Origin of the sequence: Pantoea sp. PSNIH1, from assembly GCF_007680655.1 — a bacterium.
GTDB classification, from domain to species: Bacteria; Pseudomonadota; Gammaproteobacteria; order Enterobacterales; family Enterobacteriaceae; genus Pantoea; species Pantoea eucrina.
This window is the reverse complement of sequence record NZ_VEIP01000001.1, coordinates 620,723-640,510: the sequence shown is the minus strand read 5'-3', so window position 1 is coordinate 640,510 and position 19,788 is coordinate 620,723. Positions and strand designations below refer to the sequence as shown.

Annotated in this window: 14 protein-coding genes and 1 tRNA gene; 11 read left to right on the top strand and 4 right to left on the bottom strand. The window is 56.9% G+C overall.

The genetic code is table 11. The annotated features are described in order from the left end of the window. Positions 1–227: 227 nt before the first annotated feature. From sapA to FS690_RS02940, 7 genes are all read left to right on the top strand, one after another. Entirely contained in the window at positions 228–1,844 is a 1,617-nt protein-coding gene (gene sapA, locus FS690_RS02970) for an ABC transporter substrate-binding protein SapA (RefSeq protein ID WP_104085009.1), read from the top strand. Between the two features lie 3 nt (positions 1,845–1,847). Then, complete coding sequence (gene sapB, locus FS690_RS02965) at positions 1,848–2,813, top strand: putrescine export ABC transporter permease SapB (RefSeq protein ID WP_108569350.1); 966 nt, start codon at positions 1,848–1,850, stop codon at positions 2,811–2,813. Continuing rightward, the gene (gene sapC, locus FS690_RS02960) at positions 2,800–3,690 is read left to right on the top strand and encodes a putrescine export ABC transporter permease SapC (protein WP_039384510.1); all 891 of its coding nucleotides are present in this window, start codon (positions 2,800–2,802) and stop codon (positions 3,688–3,690) included. Before sapB ends, sapC begins: the two co-directional genes overlap by 14 nt. Then, entirely contained in the window at positions 3,690–4,685 is a 996-nt protein-coding gene (gene sapD, locus FS690_RS02955; protein WP_039384513.1) for a putrescine export ABC transporter ATP-binding protein SapD, read from the top strand. Before sapC ends, sapD begins: the two co-directional genes overlap by 1 nt. Beyond that, on the top strand, positions 4,685–5,488 hold the full coding sequence (gene sapF / locus FS690_RS02950) for a putrescine export ABC transporter ATP-binding protein SapF (protein ID WP_039384515.1): 804 nt from the start codon (positions 4,685–4,687) through the stop codon (positions 5,486–5,488). Before sapD ends, sapF begins: the two co-directional genes overlap by 1 nt. A 141-nt stretch (positions 5,489–5,629) precedes the next feature. Beyond that, complete coding sequence (fabI, locus tag FS690_RS02945; protein ID WP_039384517.1) at positions 5,630–6,418, top strand: enoyl-ACP reductase FabI; 789 nt, start codon at positions 5,630–5,632, stop codon at positions 6,416–6,418. A gap of 194 nt (positions 6,419–6,612) precedes the next feature. After that, entirely contained in the window at positions 6,613–7,734 is a 1,122-nt protein-coding gene (locus FS690_RS02940) for a CMD domain-containing protein (protein WP_108569351.1), read from the top strand. On the opposite strand, the gene FS690_RS02935 is transcribed toward FS690_RS02940, so the two are convergent. From FS690_RS02935 to FS690_RS02920, 4 genes are all read right to left on the bottom strand, one after another. Continuing rightward, positions 7,725–8,621: a LysR family transcriptional regulator gene (locus tag FS690_RS02935; protein ID WP_108569352.1), complete on the bottom strand. Its 897-nt coding sequence runs from the start codon at positions 8,619–8,621 to the stop codon at positions 7,725–7,727. The two genes, FS690_RS02940 and FS690_RS02935, sit on opposite strands and share 10 nt — an antisense overlap. Positions 8,622–9,130: 509 nt before the next feature. Continuing rightward, entirely contained in the window at positions 9,131–9,562 is a 432-nt protein-coding gene (locus tag FS690_RS02930; RefSeq protein ID WP_223811752.1) for a cell envelope integrity TolA C-terminal domain-containing protein, read from the bottom strand. A gap of 541 nt (positions 9,563–10,103) precedes the next feature. Continuing rightward, positions 10,104–10,178, bottom strand: a tRNA-Lys gene (locus FS690_RS02925). Between the two features lie 723 nt (positions 10,179–10,901). After that, positions 10,902–12,491, bottom strand: coding sequence for a PTS transporter subunit EIIC (locus FS690_RS02920; protein WP_145339048.1), 1,590 nt, complete (start codon positions 12,489–12,491; stop codon positions 10,902–10,904). A 242-nt stretch (positions 12,492–12,733) separates the two neighbouring features. Here FS690_RS02920 and FS690_RS02915 point away from each other — a divergent pair, with 242 nt between their 5' ends. The 4 genes from FS690_RS02915 (at position 12,734) to FS690_RS02900 (ending at position 19,638) form a co-directional block, all read left to right on the top strand. Next, positions 12,734–15,043: an FdhF/YdeP family oxidoreductase gene (locus FS690_RS02915; RefSeq protein ID WP_039384537.1), complete on the top strand. Its 2,310-nt coding sequence runs from the start codon at positions 12,734–12,736 to the stop codon at positions 15,041–15,043. A gap of 124 nt (positions 15,044–15,167) precedes the next feature. Continuing rightward, positions 15,168–17,102, top strand: a complete 1,935-nt coding sequence (locus FS690_RS02910; RefSeq protein ID WP_145339047.1) for an exoribonuclease II — start codon at positions 15,168–15,170, stop codon at positions 17,100–17,102. A gap of 180 nt (positions 17,103–17,282) precedes the next feature. Continuing rightward, complete coding sequence (locus FS690_RS02905; RefSeq protein ID WP_094110939.1) at positions 17,283–19,349, top strand: carbon starvation CstA family protein; 2,067 nt, start codon at positions 17,283–17,285, stop codon at positions 19,347–19,349. After that, positions 19,342–19,638, top strand: coding sequence for a YbdD/YjiX family protein (locus FS690_RS02900; protein ID WP_039384547.1), 297 nt, complete (start codon positions 19,342–19,344; stop codon positions 19,636–19,638). The genes FS690_RS02905 and FS690_RS02900 overlap by 8 nt, the downstream gene beginning before the upstream one ends. Positions 19,639–19,788 lie beyond the last annotated feature (150 nt).

Sequence of the window (19,788 nt, the reverse complement as noted above, 5' to 3'; positions counted from 1 at the left end):
AATGTCGTGCTCTTCTCCGGCAGAGCCACCGGTGAAGCGCAGGTGAATAATAATCATTCCTATTATCATCTGTAAAGCTTTATTGAGAATTTTTCTCATTCCCACACAGTTACTGCGCCTGCTTTCTGGACGATATGGCTGTTATTGCTGCTGGCGTGCGGGGGAGTTTGGGAACTCTTACCGGTTTGCGATACACTCTGGCTATTGCCTCAGAATCGTTGAGTTCTATGCTAAAAATTCTCTTCTCGCTGCTGCTGAGTTTCAGCGCTTTGAGCGCGTCTGCTGCGCCTGCGGAATCGATCCGTCAGACCGGCTTTGTCTATTGTGTAAACGGCAGCGTTAACACTTTTAACCCGCAGATGGTCAGCAGCGGCCTGGTGGTTGATACCCTGGCCGCGCAGCTCTACGACAGACTGCTGGACGTTGACCCTTACACTTATCGTTTAATACCCGATCTGGCGCAGAGCTGGGAAGTGCGCGATAACGGCGCAACCTACCGGTTTCATCTGCGGCGGAATGTCTCTTTCCAGCATACCGCCAGCTTTACGCCCCGCCGCACGCTGAACGCCGATGATGTGGTATTCAGTTTTGCGCGGATGTTTGACCGGCATCATCCGTGGCATAATGTTAACGGCGGCAGCTATCCCTATTTTGACAGCCTGCAGTTTGCCGACTCCGTCCAGAGCGTCAAAAAGCTGGATCGCTATACCGTGGAGATCCGCCTGAACGCGCCTGACGCCTCTTTTTTATGGCATATCGCTACCCACTACGCGCCGGTACTGTCACAGGAGTATGCCGCGCAGCTGGATGCCAAAGGGCAGCAGGAGAAGCTGGATCGCGAACCGGTGGGCACCGGTCCCTATCAGCTGAGCGAGTATCGTACCGGGCAGTATCTGCGCCTGGCGCGTAATCCCTGGTACTGGAAGGGCGTACCGCGCCTGCAGCAGGTGGTGATTGACCTGGGCGTTGGCGGCACCGGCCGTCTGTCAAAACTGCTGACCGGCGAGTGTGACGTACTGGCTTATCCGGCGGCGAGCCAGCTCTCGATCCTGCGCGACGATCCGCGTTTGCGCATGACGCTGCGCCCCGGCATGAATATCGCTTATCTGGCGTTTAACACCCGCAAAGCGCCGCTGGACCGGCCTGAAGTGCGGCACGCGCTGGCGCTGGCAATCAATAATGAGCGCCTGATGGAGTCCATTTATTACGGCACGGCGGAAACTGCAGCGTCTATCCTGCCGCGCGCCTCGTGGGCCTATGACAGCGACGCCCGCGTAACGGAATATAATCCGGACAAATCGCGCGCGGCGCTGAAAGCCCTCGGCATCGAAAACCTGACGCTGCGTCTTGTGGTGCCAACCACCTCCATGTCCTGGAACCCCAGCCCGCTTAAAACCGCCGAGCTGCTGCAGGCGGATCTGGCGCAGGTCGGCGTTAACGTTATTATCACCCCGGTTGAGGGCCGCTTTCAGGAAGCGCAGCTGATGGCGATGAACCACGATTTAACCCTGAGCGGCTGGGCCACCGACAGCAACGATCCTGATAGCTTCTTCCGTCCGCTGCTCAGCTGTGCGGCGATCCGTTCCCAGACCAACTATGCTCACTGGTGTTCCCCGGCGTTCGATGAGTCTCTGCAGCGCGCCCTGCTCTCTCAGCAGCTCTCCGCGCGGATTGAAAGCTATGACCGTGCACAGCAGCTGCTTGCTCAGGAGCTGCCGGTATTGCCGCTCGCCTCTTCACTGCGCGTGCAGGCGTACCGGCACGATATTCAGGGGCTGGTACTGAGTCCGTTTGGCAACGCCTCTTTCGCCGGCGTACATCGTGATGAGCAGAGCGGAGAGTAACCGATGATTATCTATTTACTGCGCCGTTTGCTGCTGCTGGTGATCACCCTGTTTCTGCTGTCGCTGGTGAGCTTCAGCCTGAGCTATTTCACCCCAAACGCGCCGCTCGAAGGCGCGTCGCTTCTCGATGCGTGGTGGTTCTGGACCCAGGGTTTGCTGCAGTTTGATTTTGGCGTCTCCAGCATTAACGGGCTGCCGGTTGATCTGCAGCTGCGTGAAGTCTTCCCCGCCACGCTGGAGCTGTGCGTTCTTGCGTTTGTGCTCGCGCTGCTGGCCGGGATCCCGCTCGGTATCTGTGCCGGCGTGATGCGTAAAAAATGGCCGGACAGAGCGATCAGCGCGCTGGCGCTGCTGGGCTTTTCCATGCCGGTATTCTGGCTGGCGCTGCTGTTTACCCTGTTTTTTTCACTAACGCTCGGCTGGCTGCCGGTATCGGGTCGATTCGACCTGCTTTATCCGGTGCAGAATGTCACCGGGTTTGCGCTGATCGACGCCTGGCTGAGTCCGTCGCGCTGGCGTCATGAGATGCTGCTGAGCGCGCTGTCACATATGGTGCTGCCGGTGATCGTGCTCGCCGTGGCACCCACCACCGAAGTGATCCGGCTGCTGCGCATCAGTACCAGTGAAGTGATGGATAAAAATTATGTTAAAGCGGCGGCTACCCGCGGCCTGTCGCGCTTCACCGTAATCCGCCGTCACGTGCTGCATAACGCCCTGCCACCGGTGATCCCGCGGCTGGGACTGCAATTTTCGACCATGCTGACGCTGGCGATGATCACCGAAGTCGTTTTCAACTGGCCGGGTCTGGGACGCTGGCTGATTAACGCCATCCGCCAGCAGGATTATGCGGCCATTTCCGCCGGCGTAATGGTGGCGGGCGGGCTGGTGATTATCGTCAGCGTTCTCTCTGATATTCTTGGCGCCGTCCTGAACCCGCTAAAGCACAAGGAGTGGTATGCCCATCGATAACGTTTACGCCGAGAAGCGGCTGCCAAGCACGCTGCGCCTCAGCTGGCATCACTTCTACCGCGATACGGGCGCGATGATCGGCCTGTATGGCTTTGGCACGCTGCTGCTGCTCTGCCTGTTTGGCCGGCTGATCGCGCCGTATGGCATCGATCAGCAGTTTCTGGGCTATCAGCTGCTGCCGCCCTCCTGGTCACGCTACGGCGACGTCTCATTTTTCCTCGGCACTGACGACCTGGGCCGTGATGTGCTGAGCCGTCTGTTGAGCGGCGTGGCACCGACGGTGGGTTCCGCGCTGGTGGTGACGCTGCTGGCCGCGCTGGCCGCGCTGCTGCTGGGTATTCTGGCGGGCATGACGCGCGGCGTGCGTTCCGCCGTGATGAACCACGTTCTGGATACGCTGCTGTCAATTCCGTCACTGCTGCTGGCGATTATCGTGGTTGCTTTTCTCGGGCCGCAGCTGGCGCACGCCATGCTGGCGGTGCTGCTGGCGCTGATCCCGCGGCTGGTACGGGAGATCTACACCGCCGTGCACGATGAGCTGGAGAAAGAGTATGTTGTGGCGCTGCGTCTGGACGGCGCCCGCAATCTCAGCATTCTCTGGAACGCGGTGCTGCCCAATATCCTGCCGCTGCTGATTGGTGAGTTTACCCGCTCACTGTCGATGGCAATCCTGGATATCGCCGCGCTGGGCTTCCTGGACCTGGGCGCACAGCTTCCTTCGCCGGAATGGGGAGCGATGCTGGGAGATGCGCTGGAGCTGATCTATGTTGCGCCCTGGACGGTGATGCTGCCGGGTGCGGCGCTGATGATAAGCGTCCTGATTGTTAACCTGCTGGGCGACGGTATCCGTCGCGCGGTTGAGGCGGGAGCTGAATAATGCCGCTACTGGATATCCGCAATCTGACGATTGAGTTTATGACGCCCGAAGGGCCGGTCAAGGCGGTGGACCGCATTAACCTGACGCTGAGCGAGGGAGAGATCCGCGGGCTGGTGGGGGAATCAGGCTCCGGAAAAAGCCTGGTGGCTAAAGCGATCTGCGGCGTAACGAAAGATAACTGGCGCGTTACCGCCGATCGTATGGTGTTTGACGACATCGATCTGCAGCGTCTTTCGCCGCGCGAACGGCGTAAAATCATGGGGCACAATGTCTCGATGATTTTTCAGGAGCCGCAATCCTGTCTCGATCCCTCGGAGAGCGTCGGCCGCCAGCTGATGCAGGCGATCCCACGCTGGACGCATAAGGGCCGCTGGTATCAGCGCCTGTGGTTCTGGCGCAAAGCACGCGCTATTGAATTACTGCACCGGGTAGGTATTCGCGATCACAAAGATATTATGCGCAGCTTTCCCTACGAACTTACCGAGGGCGAGTGTCAGAAAGTGATGATAGCGATTGCGCTGGCAAATCAGCCGCGCCTGCTGATTGCCGATGAGCCGACTAACGCCATGGAGCCTACCACCCAGGCGCAGATATTTCGCCTGCTGAGCCGCCTGAACCAGAATAACAACACCACGATTCTGCTGATCAGCCACGATCTGCGCACCATGAGCAAATGGGCTGACCGCATTAACGTGATGTATTGCGGACAGACGGTGGAGACCGCGCAGAGCGAAGAGCTGATGAGCACGCCGCACCACCCCTACACGCAGGCGCTGATCCGCGCGATGCCCGATTTTGGCAGCGCGCTACCGCACAAAAGCCGTCTGAACACGCTCTCCGGCGCGATTCCGTCGCTGGAGCATCTGCCGATTGGCTGCCGGCTTGGCCCGCGCTGCCCCTACGCGCAGCGCAAATGCGTTGAAACGCCGCGCCTGACCGGCAGTAAATCGCATCTGTTTGCCTGTCACTTTCCGCTTAACCGGGAGCGTCAGTAATGGAAACCCTGCTGGAAGTACGCAACCTGAGCAAAACCTATCGCTATCGCACCGGGCTGTTTCGTCGCCAGCACGTCGAGGCGGTAAAAAATGTCAGTTTTACGCTGCGTGAAAAGCAGACGCTGGCAATCATTGGCGAGAACGGCTCCGGCAAATCCACGCTGGCCAAGATGCTGAGCGGCATGGTTGCTCCGAGTGCCGGTGAAATGCTGATTGACGATCATCCGCTGAGCTATGGCGACTACGGCTATCGCAGCCAGCGCATCCGGATGATTTTTCAGGACCCGTCGACCTCGCTGAATCCGCGCCAGCGCGTCAGTCAGATCCTCGACCTGCCGCTGCGTCTGAATACGGAGCTGGATGATGAGGCGCGCGAGCAGCGTATTATCAGCACGCTGCGTCAGGTCGGGCTGCTGCGCGACCATGCAGGATACTATCCGCATATGCTGGCGCCGGGCCAGAAGCAGCGCCTGGCGCTGGCGCGGGCGCTGATTCTGCAGCCCAAGGTGATCGTGGCCGATGAGGCGCTCGCCTCGCTGGATATGACCATGCGCTCTCAGCTGGTTAACCTGATGCTGGAGCTGCAGGAGAAACATGGCATCGCCTATATCTACGTCACGCAGCATCTTGGCATGATGAAACATATCAGCGATCAGGTGCTGGTGATGCATCAGGGTGAAGTGGTTGAGCGCGGCGGCACCGCAGATGTTTTAGCCTCGCCGCTGCATGAGCTGACCAAAAGGCTCATCGCCAGCCACTTTGGTGAAGCGCTGACCGCTGAAGCCTGGCGGCGCGCGCTCTGAATGCCGCCCGTCTCGCGGAAAACGCGGTGCGGTTTACCGTATTTGACACAGACGTGCTAGAATCCGCACGTCGATTAACGTCGGTCGTATACTTTTTAATCATCACGACCGCCAACAACAATGACCATAAGGATTACAGCTATGGGTTTTCTTTCCGGTAAGCGCATTCTGATTACTGGCGTTGCCAGTAAACTCTCCATCGCCTACGGTATTGCGCAGGCGATGCATAAGCAGGGCGCAGAACTGGCTTTCACCTACCAGAACGACAAACTGAAAGGTCGTGTGGAAGAGTTCGCTAAAGAATTGGGTTCAGACATTGTTCTGCCTTGCGATGTGGCAGAAGATGAGAGCATCACTGCCCTGTTCACTGAGCTGGCAAAAACCTGGCCAAAATTTGACGGTTTCGTGCACTCTATCGGCTTTGCCCCGGGCGATCAGCTGGATGGTGACTACGTCAATGCCGTGACCCGCGAAGGTTTTAAAATCGCGCACGACATCAGCGCTTACAGCTTCGTGGCGATGGCCAAAGAGTGCCGCGCGATGCTGAACCCGAATGCAGCCCTGCTGACCCTCTCTTATCTGGGCGCAGAGCGTGCTATTCCAAACTACAACGTTATGGGTCTGGCGAAAGCGTCTCTGGAAGCTAACGTACGCTACATGGCTAACGCAATGGGTCCGGAAGGCGTGCGCGTCAACGCCGTATCTGCGGGTCCAATCCGTACCCTGGCTGCCTCCGGCATCAAAGATTTCCGTAAGATGCTCTCTCACTGTGAAGCGGTTACCCCGATTCGCCGTACGGTGACCATTGAAGACGTAGGTAACTCTGCGGCCTTCCTGTGCTCCGACCTGGCAGGTGGTATCACCGGTGAAGTTGTTCACGTTGATGGCGGCTTTAGCATCGCTGCAATGAACGAGCTGGAACTGAAATAAGTTCTGCAGGGGCGAGCCTGACTCGCCCCACTCCCTCTCTGACCGCACTATATACCCATTCGATATTAATTATTCCCCTTCATTCTTTTGCCTGCGCCTGACCATCAGCGACGATAAGCCTGCCCCCGAGTGGCGACACGCTTTTCAGAATTTCCCGTCGTACGCTCAGCCCGAATTTAGCGAAAGGATGGATTATGGAACAACGCCGTTTTACCGGCCATAACCTCTGGCTGTATGAAAGCCAGGCTCGCCCATACACCTCCACCACCGCCCCGCTGGTCCCCGAGGCCGCCCTGGTTAACGATCGATTCCTGCTCGGCCTGCAGCAGGAAGCAACGGTTTTACAGCCGCTGTTTCGCCATTTTCAGCCGGCGCTGCTGGCGGCTCGCGATGTAAGCCAGCTGCTGTTTCCTGACAGCCTGACGGCATCGCACACGCATACGCTGACACTCTACGACCGGCTGAGTGCGGCCCTGACGGTCGCCCAGGTAGCGGGCGTTCAGCGCCTGTGCAATCACTACTCAGCGCGCCTCAACCCGCTCCCCGGTCCCGACTCTTCCCGCGAGAGCAACAATCGCCTGACGCAGATGACGCAGTATGCTCGTCAGCTGGCGATGCAGCCGGCGCTGATTAACGCTCACAGCCTCGGCGCGCTGGAGGCGGTGGGACTGACAGAGCCCGATATCATTACGCTGACCCAGATTATCGGTTTCACAGGATTCCAGGCGCGGATGGTGGCTGGCGTGCAGGCGCTGCTGGCACAGCCGGTACGCTGGATCCCCGGCGCATCAGTGCCGCCCGACGCCTGCGCCACGCTGTTTGCTGAAGATAATCTCTGCTCGCCCGGGCTGAAGCCGCTGGAGCGACGCTACGCCAGCCCGCAGCAGCTGAGCGCGCAGGCTGACTGTCTGAACGATAGCGATCTGGAGCCGCTGAGCTGGCTGCTGATGTATGATGCGCCGGTTCTGAGCGGCCTGCAGCGCCTGAAACAGCAGCTGATGCCGGTTAACCCTGAGGCGGAGGCGCTGGCGCTGGCGGTCAGCGCGCGTATTCACGGCTGTCGTCAGCGTTTTACACGCTACGCCGGTGAGTGGCGGGAAGCGTTGCTGGCTGACGCTGCGCATCATCGCGACGCGGTGGCTGCGCTGAGCGGGCAGCTGACGCGTCAGCCCGATCGGTTTAGTGCCGCCCACCTGCAGCCGCTGATCAACAGCGGCTGGGATCATACCGCCCTGTTTACGCTGTTGCAGAGAGTGGCGCTGGCCAGCTGGGAAGACCGGCTTACTATGGCGCTGGCAGAGACGCGTCAGTCATGAAGATGGCGGCGCGCCTCATCAAAAAAGTGCTGCGCCAGCGGTGAGGCACGTCCCGGCTCTGCGATTACCAGCGCAGCCTGTCGTCCCATTGGTGCCATATCGATCGGGCGGCGTGCCAGATTCTGCAGCAGCTCTGGCAGCAGATGCCCGCACGGTGAAACCATCACGCCGAGGCCAACCTGCGCGCTCTGCAGCAGCTGCATAATGGATGCGCTCTCAACTATTACACGCGGCAGCAGGCCGGTTTCGCGCAGCTGGCCATCAAGATAACGCCGGAAATAGCGCGTGGGTTCAGCCAGACAGAGCGGCTGCGCCGCCAGGGTATGCAGTGAGAGCCGCTGCTGCTTCAGCAGCGCCGGAAAGTGCTGCGGGTTAAAAATCGCTTCCACCCCGCCGTCGTTCAGCAATGCCGTCTGAAAGTGCAGCTCGCGCAGGGACGTCAGCTCAAAAAAGCCGATCCCGCCGTCGACGGTATGGCTGTTTAGCGCTTCCAGTAGCTGATCGGCGCTCATCGCCGCGACGCGGTAGTCCAGCTGAGGATAGCGCGTCTCGACCGCTTTAAGCAGCGCCGGCAGCGCCACGCTGCACTGCGGCATCACGCCCAGCCGCAGCGTGCCGTTTACGCCATGTTTGAGAGATTCAACCTCCAGCTTCAGTCCCTGATAGACGGAAACAATTTCCCGCGCCCAGGTCAGCACCCGTTCACCTTCCGGGGTAAAGCCGTCAAAGTTATTACTGCGGTTAATCAGCGATAACCCCAGCTCACGCTCGAGGTTTTTGAGCCGCATTGAGAGCGTGGGCTGGCTGACAAAACTCGCTTCTGCCGCCCGACCAAAATGGCGCTCCCGCTCAAGATTACACAGGTAAATTAATTGTTTTATGTCTATTTTGATTACCTATCAATGACTTATGAACTATAAAACATCTGATAAAATTATTATGTACTAACCTGCGTAATAAATAAAAAATTGCTCAGATACAGAGTGCGGATCATCAGGTAGCTCAGCATGAATGTCAAAATGAAACATCTCTGTTCCGCATCTCGCACGTTACCTTCTCATTACGATGACATCATTCAGCGGCTCACCTTCGATCAACTCACCCTCTTCTTTCACCAGGCTATTGCGATACACCTTCCCCGGTCCTGAATAGCCGTTCTACTGATACGCAATCCTGTTTCCAGGCTTTACCGCTGCAGCTGAGACCTGCTTCCCATTGATTAATACACCGTGATGTGGCAGATGCCTGGCTTATTAATTCCAGCAAAAAACCGCCTGGGGGCGGTTAAAAAACGGTGTGAATCGCTGCTCTTTGGCTGAATTACAACCTGCCAATGGCCGCTACTCCTTGCTGGATAATTCGTTAGCCGATTTTCTCCAGAGAAGCCCGGCTCTTTCTACTGAGGTGCGACACGAACTGGTATAACTTCATTCATGCTTTTCGGACGCATAGGAAATGTTTCTGACTCTATGGCTCCCTTTATAGCGTCGACTGCTGCAGCACAGAGCTTTTGGTTTCCTTCAAGCACCATGACATCCGTAGGCTGCTGGCCTACTGGCTGTGTAACTTGCAGGGTGCAGATCTTGCCTCGGTATAGATCAGTATCAAAGAGGCGATATTGTATGGCAGAAGTGAACTGGCATACCCACAGAAGTGTATCTCTGTCTGCTTTCGCCTGAGGAATTTGCGACTCACATTGATTCTTCAACTCGACCGCAGTTGGAAATTTAGAAGATTGCTTCGCCTTTAGTCTGGCCTGAGATTGCGGATTAGACTGACAACCAGCCAGCAGTACGACAAGAGCTAAAAAAAACGATTTTTTCATCATGGCTTCCATGCGGGTAATTTGGTCTCTTATATCACCCAAATTACCCGCATGGAAAGTTGCACCTAACCAGGGCTAACATTCCCTGAATGCATCGTGCTGCGAGGCTCTGTTTTCGTCAATCCTGCTGATGGATCTCAATTTGCCGTTGCATTTATTCAGTGAATCCAGCAGCAGGAAGTTAAGCAGGATGCTGTCACCCCAGGTCGTCAGTTTCGGAAGAGCCGGCACCGGGCAATTACTGAGCAGGCTTGCCGGTATCGGCAGCTGCGGCTCCTTTTCTGTGCAGGGATTGATGACAGGGTGAACAGAACAAGCCCGGTTAAACTTCTCACTGCCACCTGAGGAACTTTCCTGATCCTTCCCGCCGCTAAATGCCCGATGCAGCTTTAGTTGATCATAATGAGAAGGCCGCGATTACGGCTATTCGCGTGTAAAAGATGCCCGCTGTCTAACGGATAGATTTGAAATCGCTTTGAGTGGCAGGGGTGAAAACGAAAAAGGCACTGCCGATGCAGTGCCTTTAATGTTGCAAAATGAGGGCTGGACCGCCGTCGGGGATTTTAACCCCGCTCTCTGCCCTAAGTAGCCAGCGCTCTGTCCAATGAGCTAACGGCGGATAACTGCGGTGCCAGACGTTTTCAGATTGCTGTTAAAGCAGCTGGTGAGCCTTACCCGATGGCAAACTGATACTGCCCGCGAAGGCAATTTAACGTATGACCTGATTATAACATATTGGTTACCCGACGATGCCGGGACAGAGCAAAATAGAGGGGCAAGCGCGGTCTGGCCAGCTGTCAGCTGGCTCTGCCTGAGCCGGTAAGCGATACGGGCTGGGGGATAACTCATAAGCATTAATGATAAATAAACATTTACTTATAGGATTATTCTGATACATTAGGTGTGAAAAGATTGCACACAGCAAAAGGACTATAAAAATGAAAAAAGTCGCCACGCTTCTGGTTTTAACTGCAGCATTTGTTTTTTCAACGGCAGCGGTTGCCTGTCCTAAAGGGACCCACCCTCACGGCGGTACCGGCTCGCACCATGCTGGCGGTACGTGTTACTGATTCCTGTAAGTGCGTTTACAGGATAAAGAGCCAGCGTTGTTCTAAGCCAGCCCACCGACAGGTGGGTTTTTTTATGCACTCTGCGCTTCATAACCGGTAAGCGCTGCGCACAAAAAAGCTGCCCGCAGGCAGCTTCAGGGTAATGCCCTACCCGGCGCTTATCTCCGGCACTCGCAATGGCTTAGCTCTTGAAAGGGCAGCGTTACTATCGCAAATATCCGCCCGACGCTTTTAACAATGATTGCGATCCTCACTATTAGCAGGCTTACAAATCAGCTTACCCCGAGCGCCTGTTTGACTTCATTCGCAATTTTTTCAACCTGCGGGCCATAGATCACCTGCACATCATGTTCCGTCACGCGGTTAACGCCGTTGGCTCCGGTGGAAAGCAGCGTCTGATCAACGACCTCATTCATTGCCTTGACGCGTACCCGCAGGCGGGTAAAGCAGCAATCGACTTCCTCTATATTCGCTTCGCCGCCCAGACCGCTGATAATGACTCTGGTACGCTCGTCTGCCGTGACCTGCAGCGCTTTCTGCTCATCTTCACTCTCGCGTCCCGGCGTCTCTACCCCCATACGCGTGATGACCAGGCGAAACAGATAGTAATAAAGCGGCGCGTAACAGGCACCCAGCACCAGCGTCCACCACCAGTGGGTCTTACTGCCGCCGAGAATGCCGAATACCACCAGATCGATAGCGCCGCCCTGCACGTTGCCAATCATCAGGTGCAGCATCGACATCAGCATAAACGAGAGGCCGGTCAGCAGCGCATGCAGCACATAAAGTACCGGTGAGACAAAGATAAAACAGAACTCCAGCGGCTCAGTAATACCGGTGGTAAATGAGGTCAGCGCCCCCGCCAGCACCAGCGCTTTTACCCGCTGCTTATGCTCCGGACGGGCCGTATGGTAGATCGCCAGGGCGGCGGCCGGCAGACCAAACATCATGACCGGGATTTTGCCCTGCGCCAGAAACTGCGTGGCGGTGCGTACGGTGTCATCCGGAATCGCCCCCGGATGCGTCAGCGAACTGTTAAAGATATTGAGCGCGCCGACGACGCTCTGTCCCTCGACGGTGGCCATCCCGCCAATCGGAGTAAAGCGCACCGTCTCGTTCAGAATATGGTGCAGGCCGGTCGGGATCAGCAGCCGTTCGCACGCTCCCAGCAGAAAGGCGCCATATTGCCCGCTTTTACCAATCATCTCGCCGACCCAGGCAATACCGGCTCCGATAGTTGGCCAGATGAGCGCCAGCAGCACGCCCGCCAGCGGCAGCACAACCACGGTAATAATCGGCACAAAGCGGCGTCCGCCAAAAAAGCTGATCGCCACCGGAAGCTGTTGAGTATAAAAGCGGTTGTGCAGTACTACCGTAAGCAGCCCGGCAATCACCCCGCCCAGTACGCTCATGTTGTAGGTAAAAATGCCCAGCATCTGGATATATTCTGCCGACAGCATCATCGCGCTGGTTTGATCCATCCCCGCCTGCTGCAGCGCCTGCGGCGTGGTGGTTGCGGCGGTCAGCCCTTTGGCTGCCAGGGTGGCGCTGATGCCTGTGTTCATCATCAGATAACCAATGACGGCGGCAAAAGCGGCCGTGGGTTTCTCCGCTTTCGCCAGCCCGATTGCGCTGGCAACGGCAAAGAACAGCGGCAGGTTGGCAAAAAGTGCACCGGCAACCTTGCGGATAAAGCCGATGATCAGCTGTGGCACCTGCATCTGTGCAAAGGCTTCACCGGTGATCGCCGGGTTCTGCAGCGCGGCGGCCAGTCCGAGAAATATGCCAGCGGCGGCGATAACCGAGATAGGCATCATCAGCGCTTTACCAAACGCGTGGATCTGGCTGGTGAGTTGTTTCATGACGCGCTCCTTCACACGGTGAAAGAGCAATTATTAGCCACTATTACGCTGCTTACGCAGCCGCGTGTCTCTCAGAGCTGAGGTAATTTGAAGTAGATCACAGTTTGCCGCCATGGCGATAAACGCCGCCTATCGCTCAATTAAGTCAATCAATTAGACAACCTCTGTTCTCAGTCGCACACTTCTTTTCAACAGAAGACATATTCTGATAACAACTCATAAACAATAAGCCTGCGACTACCATGAAATTTAAACGTAAAATTCAGCCTTACCGCGCTGCTGCTGGCGGCTGGGGTTCACTGGAAGCGACCACCCGTTTCGTATTTGACAGCAAAGCTGCCCTGAAAAATATGCGTAATCTGATGCGCATGAACAAAGCGCGCGGCTTCGACTGCCCCGGCTGTGCCTGGGGCGATGATAATAAAAGTACGTTTAGCTTCTGTGAGAACGGCGCCAAAGCGGTGACCTGGGAAGCGACGCGACGCGTGGTCGAGCCTGAGTTTTTTGCTCAGCACAGCGTCAGCACGCTCTATCAGCAGAGCGATTATTTTCTCGAGTATCAGGGGCGTCTGACGCACCCGATGCGCTATAACAGCACCACCGATCACTATGAACCCATCAGCTGGGATGCGGCGTTTGCGCTGATTGCTCAGCACCTGAAAGCGATGGACCATCCCGATCAGCTGGAACTCTACACTTCCGGGCGCGCCAGCAATGAAGCCTCCTGGCTCTATCAGCTGTTTGGTCGTGTGATGGGCACCAATAACTTCCCTGACTGTTCCAACATGTGCCATGAAGCCAGCGGCAGCGGCCTGAAACGCAGCATCGGTGTCGGAAAAGGCACCATTCGTCTCGACGATTTCGATCACGCTAACGCCATTTTTGTGCTCGGGCAAAACCCGGGGACCAACCATCCGCGCATGCTGCACAGCCTGCGTCACGCTGCCGATCACGGCGCTAAAATTGTGACATTTAATACCCTGCGTGAACGTGGTCTGGAGCGCTTTGCCGATCCGCAAAAGCCGCTGGAAGTGGTCACATCCAAAGCCGGCACCATCAGTTCCGCCTACTATCAGCCCAACCTCGGTGGCGATATGGCCGCCCTGCGCGGCATGGTGAAAGCGCTGCTGGAAGTGGAGCGCGCGCGCCTTGCTGCCGGTGAGCCGGGCATTTTCGATCGGACGTTTATCGCCGCAAACACGCAGGGCGTTGAGGCCTATCTGGACGCGGTAGATAACACCTCGTGGCAGCAGATTGTGCAGCAGTCGGGCCTGAGCGAAGCGCAGATCCGCGAAGCGGCGGCCATTTATCAGAGCGCGGAACGGGTGATTATCACCTGGGCGATGGGGATCACGCAGCATAAGCACTCCGTCGACACCGTACGCGAAATCGTCAACCTGCAGCTGCTGTTTGGTCAGCTGGGTAAAAAAGGTGCCGGCCTCTGCCCGGTACGTGGCCACAGCAACGTGCAGGGCAACCGCACCATGGGCATCGATGAAAAGCCTTCTAAGCCTTTCCTTGATGCCATGGGCGCCCATTTTGGTTTTGAACCCCCGCGTAATGCCGGTCACAATACCGTTGAAGCGCTGGGCGCCATGCTGCGTGATGAAGTGAAAGTGCTGATTGCTCTCGGCGGCAATCTGGCGGCGGCAGCGCCCGACTCTCCGGTTACGGAAGCCGCGCTGCAGCACTGTGGTCTGACGGTGCATATCAGCACCAAGCTCAACCGCAGTCATCTGGTGCCGGGTCATGAAGGGCTGATCCTGCCTACGCTGGGCCGCACCGAGCGCGATCGTCAGGCTGGTGGTAATCAGTTCATTACCGTTGAGGACTCATTCAGTATGGTTCACGCTTCAGAAGGCGTGGGCATCCCGCTGGCGGAGACGCAGCGTTCAGAAACCGCCATTGTGGCAGGTATCGCCCACGCGACGCTGGGCAGCGATCATATCGACTGGCTCGGCATGGCGGCGGACTACAATATTATCCGCGATCATATCGCCGCAACGATCCCGGGCTTTGCTGATTTCAATACAAAGTGCGACCAGCCTGGCGGTTTTTATCTCGGCAACGCGGCGGCAGAGCTGCGCTTTAATACGCCATCGCAGCGTGCTGAATTCAGCGCGTCCGCCCTGCCCGACTCGCTGTTTCCTCAGCTCGGCAGCGACGTGACCGTGCCGTTTACGCTACAGACGCTGCGTTCACACGATCAGTACAACACCACGATTTACGGTCTCGACGATCGTTATCGCGGCGTCTATGGTCAGCGTGAAGTGGTGTTTATTCATCCTGAGGATATGGCGGCGCTGGGCTTTACCGAAGGTCAGCAGGTGGATATTGAAACCCTCTGGAATGATGGCCTGACCCGTCGCGTCAGCGGCTTTAAACTGGTGCCTTACAACATTCCGCGCGGGAATCTCGCAGCCTACTATCCGGAAACCAACCCGCTGGTACCGCTCTCAAGCTACGGCGATATCAGCGGAACGCCGACCTCTAAATCGGTGCCGGTGAAGCTCACGCTTAGCGCCGCCCTGCCCACGCAGCGTATCGCCTGATTACGCGTTATTCTCTGAAACAAAAGCCGCGCTCTGCGGCTTTTTAACCCGTTTTAACCTTGCCGCGCGCCCCTGATTCGCGTAAAACTGTCCACCGCTCTTAGGCCACGAAACTGACTAAATTATGTTCCAGGATAACCCGCTGCTCGCGCAGCTGAAAGAGAAGCTTCACGCGCAGACTCCGCGCGCCGAAGGCGTTGTGAAAGGCACAGAAAAAGGCTTTGGCTTCCTTGAAGTTGATGCTCAGAAAAGCTACTTCATTCCGCCACCGCAAATGAAGAAAGTGATGCACGGCGATCGTATCACCGCGGTGATCCACACCGATAAAGATCGTGAAAGTGCAGAGCCGGATACCCTGATTGAGCCGTTTCTGACGCGCTTCGTCGGCCGGGTGCAGAAAAAAGACGATCGTCTCGCCATCGTGCCGGATCATCCGCTGCTGAAAGATGCCATTCAGTGTCGCGCCGTGCGCGGTCTGACGCACGATTTCCAGAACGGTGACTGGGCTGTGGCTGAAATGCGTCGCCATCCGCTGAAAGGCGATCGCGGCTTTTATGCTGAGCTGACTGAATTTATCGTTACCGCAGACGACCACCTGGCGCCGTGGTGGGTCACGCTGTCGCGCCATAACCTGGAGCGCGAAGCGCCAGAGAGTGAATGCGGCGGAATGCTGGATGAGCAGCTGACGCGTGAAGATCTCACCGCGCTGAACTTTGTCACCATCGACAGCGCCAGTACGCAGGATATGGACGATGCGCTCTATGCGGAAGCGCAGGCGGATGGCAGCCTGCTGCTGACCATCGCTATTGCCGATCCGACCGCTTACGTAGCTGAAGGCAGCGAGCTTGATAAGCTGGCCGCCCGGCGCGCGTTTACCAACTACCTTCCCGGCTTTAACATTCCTATGCTGCCGCGCGAGCTCTCCGATAATATCTGTTCGCTGCGCCCGCATGAGAAACGTCCGGTGCTCGCCTGCCGGGTGACGGTCCAGCCGGATGGCGCACTCGCTGACGACGTGCATTTCTTTGCAGCCTGGATTGAATCCAAAGCCAAACTGGTTTACGACAACGTCTCAGACTGGCTGGAAAACAGCGGCAGCTGGCAGCCGGAAAATGAGGCGATTGCTGAGCAGATCCGTCTGCTGCATCGTCTCTGCCTGGCGCGCAGTGAATGGCGTCAGACCCATGCGCTGGTATTTAAAGATCGCCCCGATTTCCGCTTCCTGCTGGGAGAGAAAGGCGAAGTGCTGGATATTATCGCTGAACATCGTCGTATCGCTAACCGCATGGTTGAAGAGGCGATGATTCTGGCCAACATCTGCGCGGCGAACGTGCTGCAGAAAAAACTGGGTTTTGGCATCTATAACCTGCACACCGGCTTCGATCTGGCCAACGCTGAACAGGTAGCTGGCGTGCTGGCTGGTCACGGCATTACCGTCGATCCGCAGGCCATTACGACACTGGAAGGGTTCCGTCAGATGCGTCGCGAACTCGACGCGCAGCCGACTCAGTATCTCGACAGCCGCATTCGCCGTTTCCAGAGCTTTGCTGAGATTGGCACCGAACCCGGCCCGCACTTTGGTCTGGGTCTGGATGCCTATGCGACGTGGACCTCACCGATCCGTAAGTTTGGCGATATGATCAACCATCGCCTGCTGAAAGCTATTGTGCGCGGTGAGAGCATTGCCCGTCCGCAGAGTGACGTTACGGTTATCATGGGTGAGCGTCGCCGTCTTAACCGAATGGCTGAGCGCGATGTGGGTGACTGGCTTTATGCGCGTTTCCTGACGCCTTTCGCCGGCAGCGAGCGCAAATTCAGCGCCGAGATCATTGATGTATCGCGCGGTGGTATGCGCGTACGCCTGCAGGAAAACGGTGCGGTGGCCTTTATTCCGGCGCCGTTTATTCATGCGGTACGCGATGAGCTGGTCTGCTCGCAGGAGAGCGGCACGGTGCAGATTAAAGGTGAAGTGGTGTATCGCGTCACCGATATCATTGATGTCACCATCGCCGAAGTGCGCATGGAGACCCGCAGCGTGGTTGCCCGCCCGGCAGCCTGACGGCGCTCATAGTGCGGGATAACAGCTGTTATCCCGCCTCTTCTTTTCTGCTCTGCTTTAAAATTTGTATCGCGCTTCACACTTCTGCTTTTACTACCTTTCGTTAACATTTTTTTACCTTACTTTTAACTCGTTGTGTTTCGCTTGCCTGTTTTTCCGGCCTCTACAAGGAGTTAACTCATGAACAACGTCAAAACCGGCATCGTCTGGTTAGCAGTGGCGTTAATCGGTGCTGGCGCATTTGCCATGCTTGCGCTCAGCCGCGGCGAACATGTCAATGCGGTCTGGCTGGTTATTGCATCGGTCGCCTGCTACAGCATCGCCTACCGTTTCTATAGCCTGTTTATCGCCCGCCGCATCTTCGAACTTGACGATCGCCGCCGTACGCCAGCAGAGCGCCTCAGCGATGGCCTGGATTATGTTCCGACCAACAAATGGGTGCTGTTTGGTCATCACTTTGCCGCCATTGCCGGTGCAGGACCGCTGGTCGGACCGATTCTGGCGGCACAGATGGGCTTTCTGCCGGGCACTATCTGGATCCTGGTGGGGGTGATGCTCGCCGGCGCGGTGCAGGACTTCCTGATCCTGTTTATCTCTACCCGTCGGGACGGACGCTCGCTGGGTGAAATGGCGCGCCAGGAGCTGGGCTCTTTTGCCGGCGTGGTGACGATGCTCGGTGCGCTGGGCGTGATGATCATTATTCTCTCTGCGCTGGCGCTGGTGGTGGTTAAAGCACTCGCTAACAGCCCGTGGGGACTCTTCACCATCGCAGCCACCATTCCCATTGCGCTGTTTATGGGCGTCTATATGCGCTTTCTGCGTCCGGGAAAAATTGCTGAGGTTTCCCTTATCGGTTTTGTACTGATGATGGCAGCGATTATCTATGGAGGCGATGTGGCCGCCGATCCTTACTGGGGCCCCTTCTTTACCCTTAAAGGCACAGAGCTGACGTGGGTGCTGGTGATCTACGGTTTCGTCGCCTCTTCGCTGCCGGTCTGGCTGCTGCTGGCACCGCGCGACTACCTCTCCACCTTCCTGAAGATTGGCGTTATTGTCGGGCTGGCAATAGGAATTCTGTTTGCTATGCCGGAGCTGAAAATGCCGGCGGTAACAAAATTCATTGATGGCACCGGCCCGGTGTTCTCCGGTGCGCTCTTCCCGTTCCTGTTTATCACAATTGCCTGCGGAGCTATCTCTGGATTTCATGCGCTGGTCTCCAGCGGCACCACGCCTAAACTGGTAGAGCGCGAAAGCCATATCCGGTTTATCGGATACGGCGCCATGCTGATGGAGTCGTTCGTGGCTATTATGGCGCTGATCTGCGCCTCGGTACTGGACCCGGGCGTCTACTTCGCCATGAACTCCCCGGCTGCGCTGATTGGAACCACCGTCGAAAACGCGTCGCAGGTAATTAATGGCTGGGGCTTTGTTGTCACGCCGGAGATGCTGAGTGGCATTGCACGGGACGTCGGTGAAAGTACGGTGCTCTCACGCGCCGGTGGCGCCCCCACCTTCGCCGTGGGTATGGCACACATCATCACCGAGGTATTCAACAGTCGCGCGATGATGGCGTTCTGGTATCACTTTGCCATTCTGTTTGAGGCCTTATTTATCCTGACCGCCGTGGATGCCGGCACCCGCGCCTGCCGTTTTATGGTGCAGGACTTAGTGGGTACCGTGGTTCCGGCAATGGGCAGTAACCGCTCCTGGCTGGGAAATATGGCCGGCACCACCGTTGCCGTCGCCGGCTGGGGCTTTTTTGTCTATCAGGGGGTGGTCGATCCGCTGGGCGGGATCAATACGCTGTGGCCGCTGTTCGGCATTGGTAACCAGATGCTCGCCTCAATGGCGCTGATCCTCGGGACAGTGGTGCTGTTTAAGATGAAAAAACAGCGCTACGCGTGGGTCACTATTCTCCCTACCGCATGGTTATTTATCACCTCGATGACCGCGGGCTGGCAGAAGATTTTTCATGAAAAACCCGCCATCGGCTTTCTGGCTCAGGCGCGCAAATTTCAGCAGGGCATCGACAATGGCATCGTGATCGCCCCGGCCAAAAGCGTGGCGGATATGCAGACCATTATCTTCAGCAATCAGATCAACGCGGCGCTGTGCGGCTTCTTTATGCTGGTTGCAGTCACCATGCTGGTTGCCGCCTTCTTTGTTATTCGTCGTGCGCTCCGCAGCACGTCACCGACCGTGCGCGAAGCAGAGGTTTCATTGCGTAAGGAGGTACGCCATGTCTGAGTCCATCTATCGCTGGACGCCTCCCGGCGCAGGCTGGCAGATAAAGCGCTGCTTACTGATAGTGAGTGCCGCTGATACCCCGCCGCTCTCCCGCTGGCAGCAAATCTGGCGCGGATTGCAGCAGAGCTTTCGTTTAATGGTTGGCGTGCACGATTATCAAACTTATCTGAAGCATATGCGCCTCCATCATCCTGAAACGCCGCCCATGGATGAGCGCACTTTTCACCGGCACTGTCTCAATGCCCGCTTTCCGAGCCAGGCTGGAAACCCCGGCAGATGTCCCTGCTGATGATTATAAGCCCCGTTTTCGGGGCTTTTTCGTGCCATTCTTTAATAAAAACAAAAATATATTCGGTTTGCATCTTGTGCTTACGCAGGAGGTTGAATACTGTTGCTAAAATAATGAGATAGAGTCTTAGAGACATGGCCGGAGGAAGTT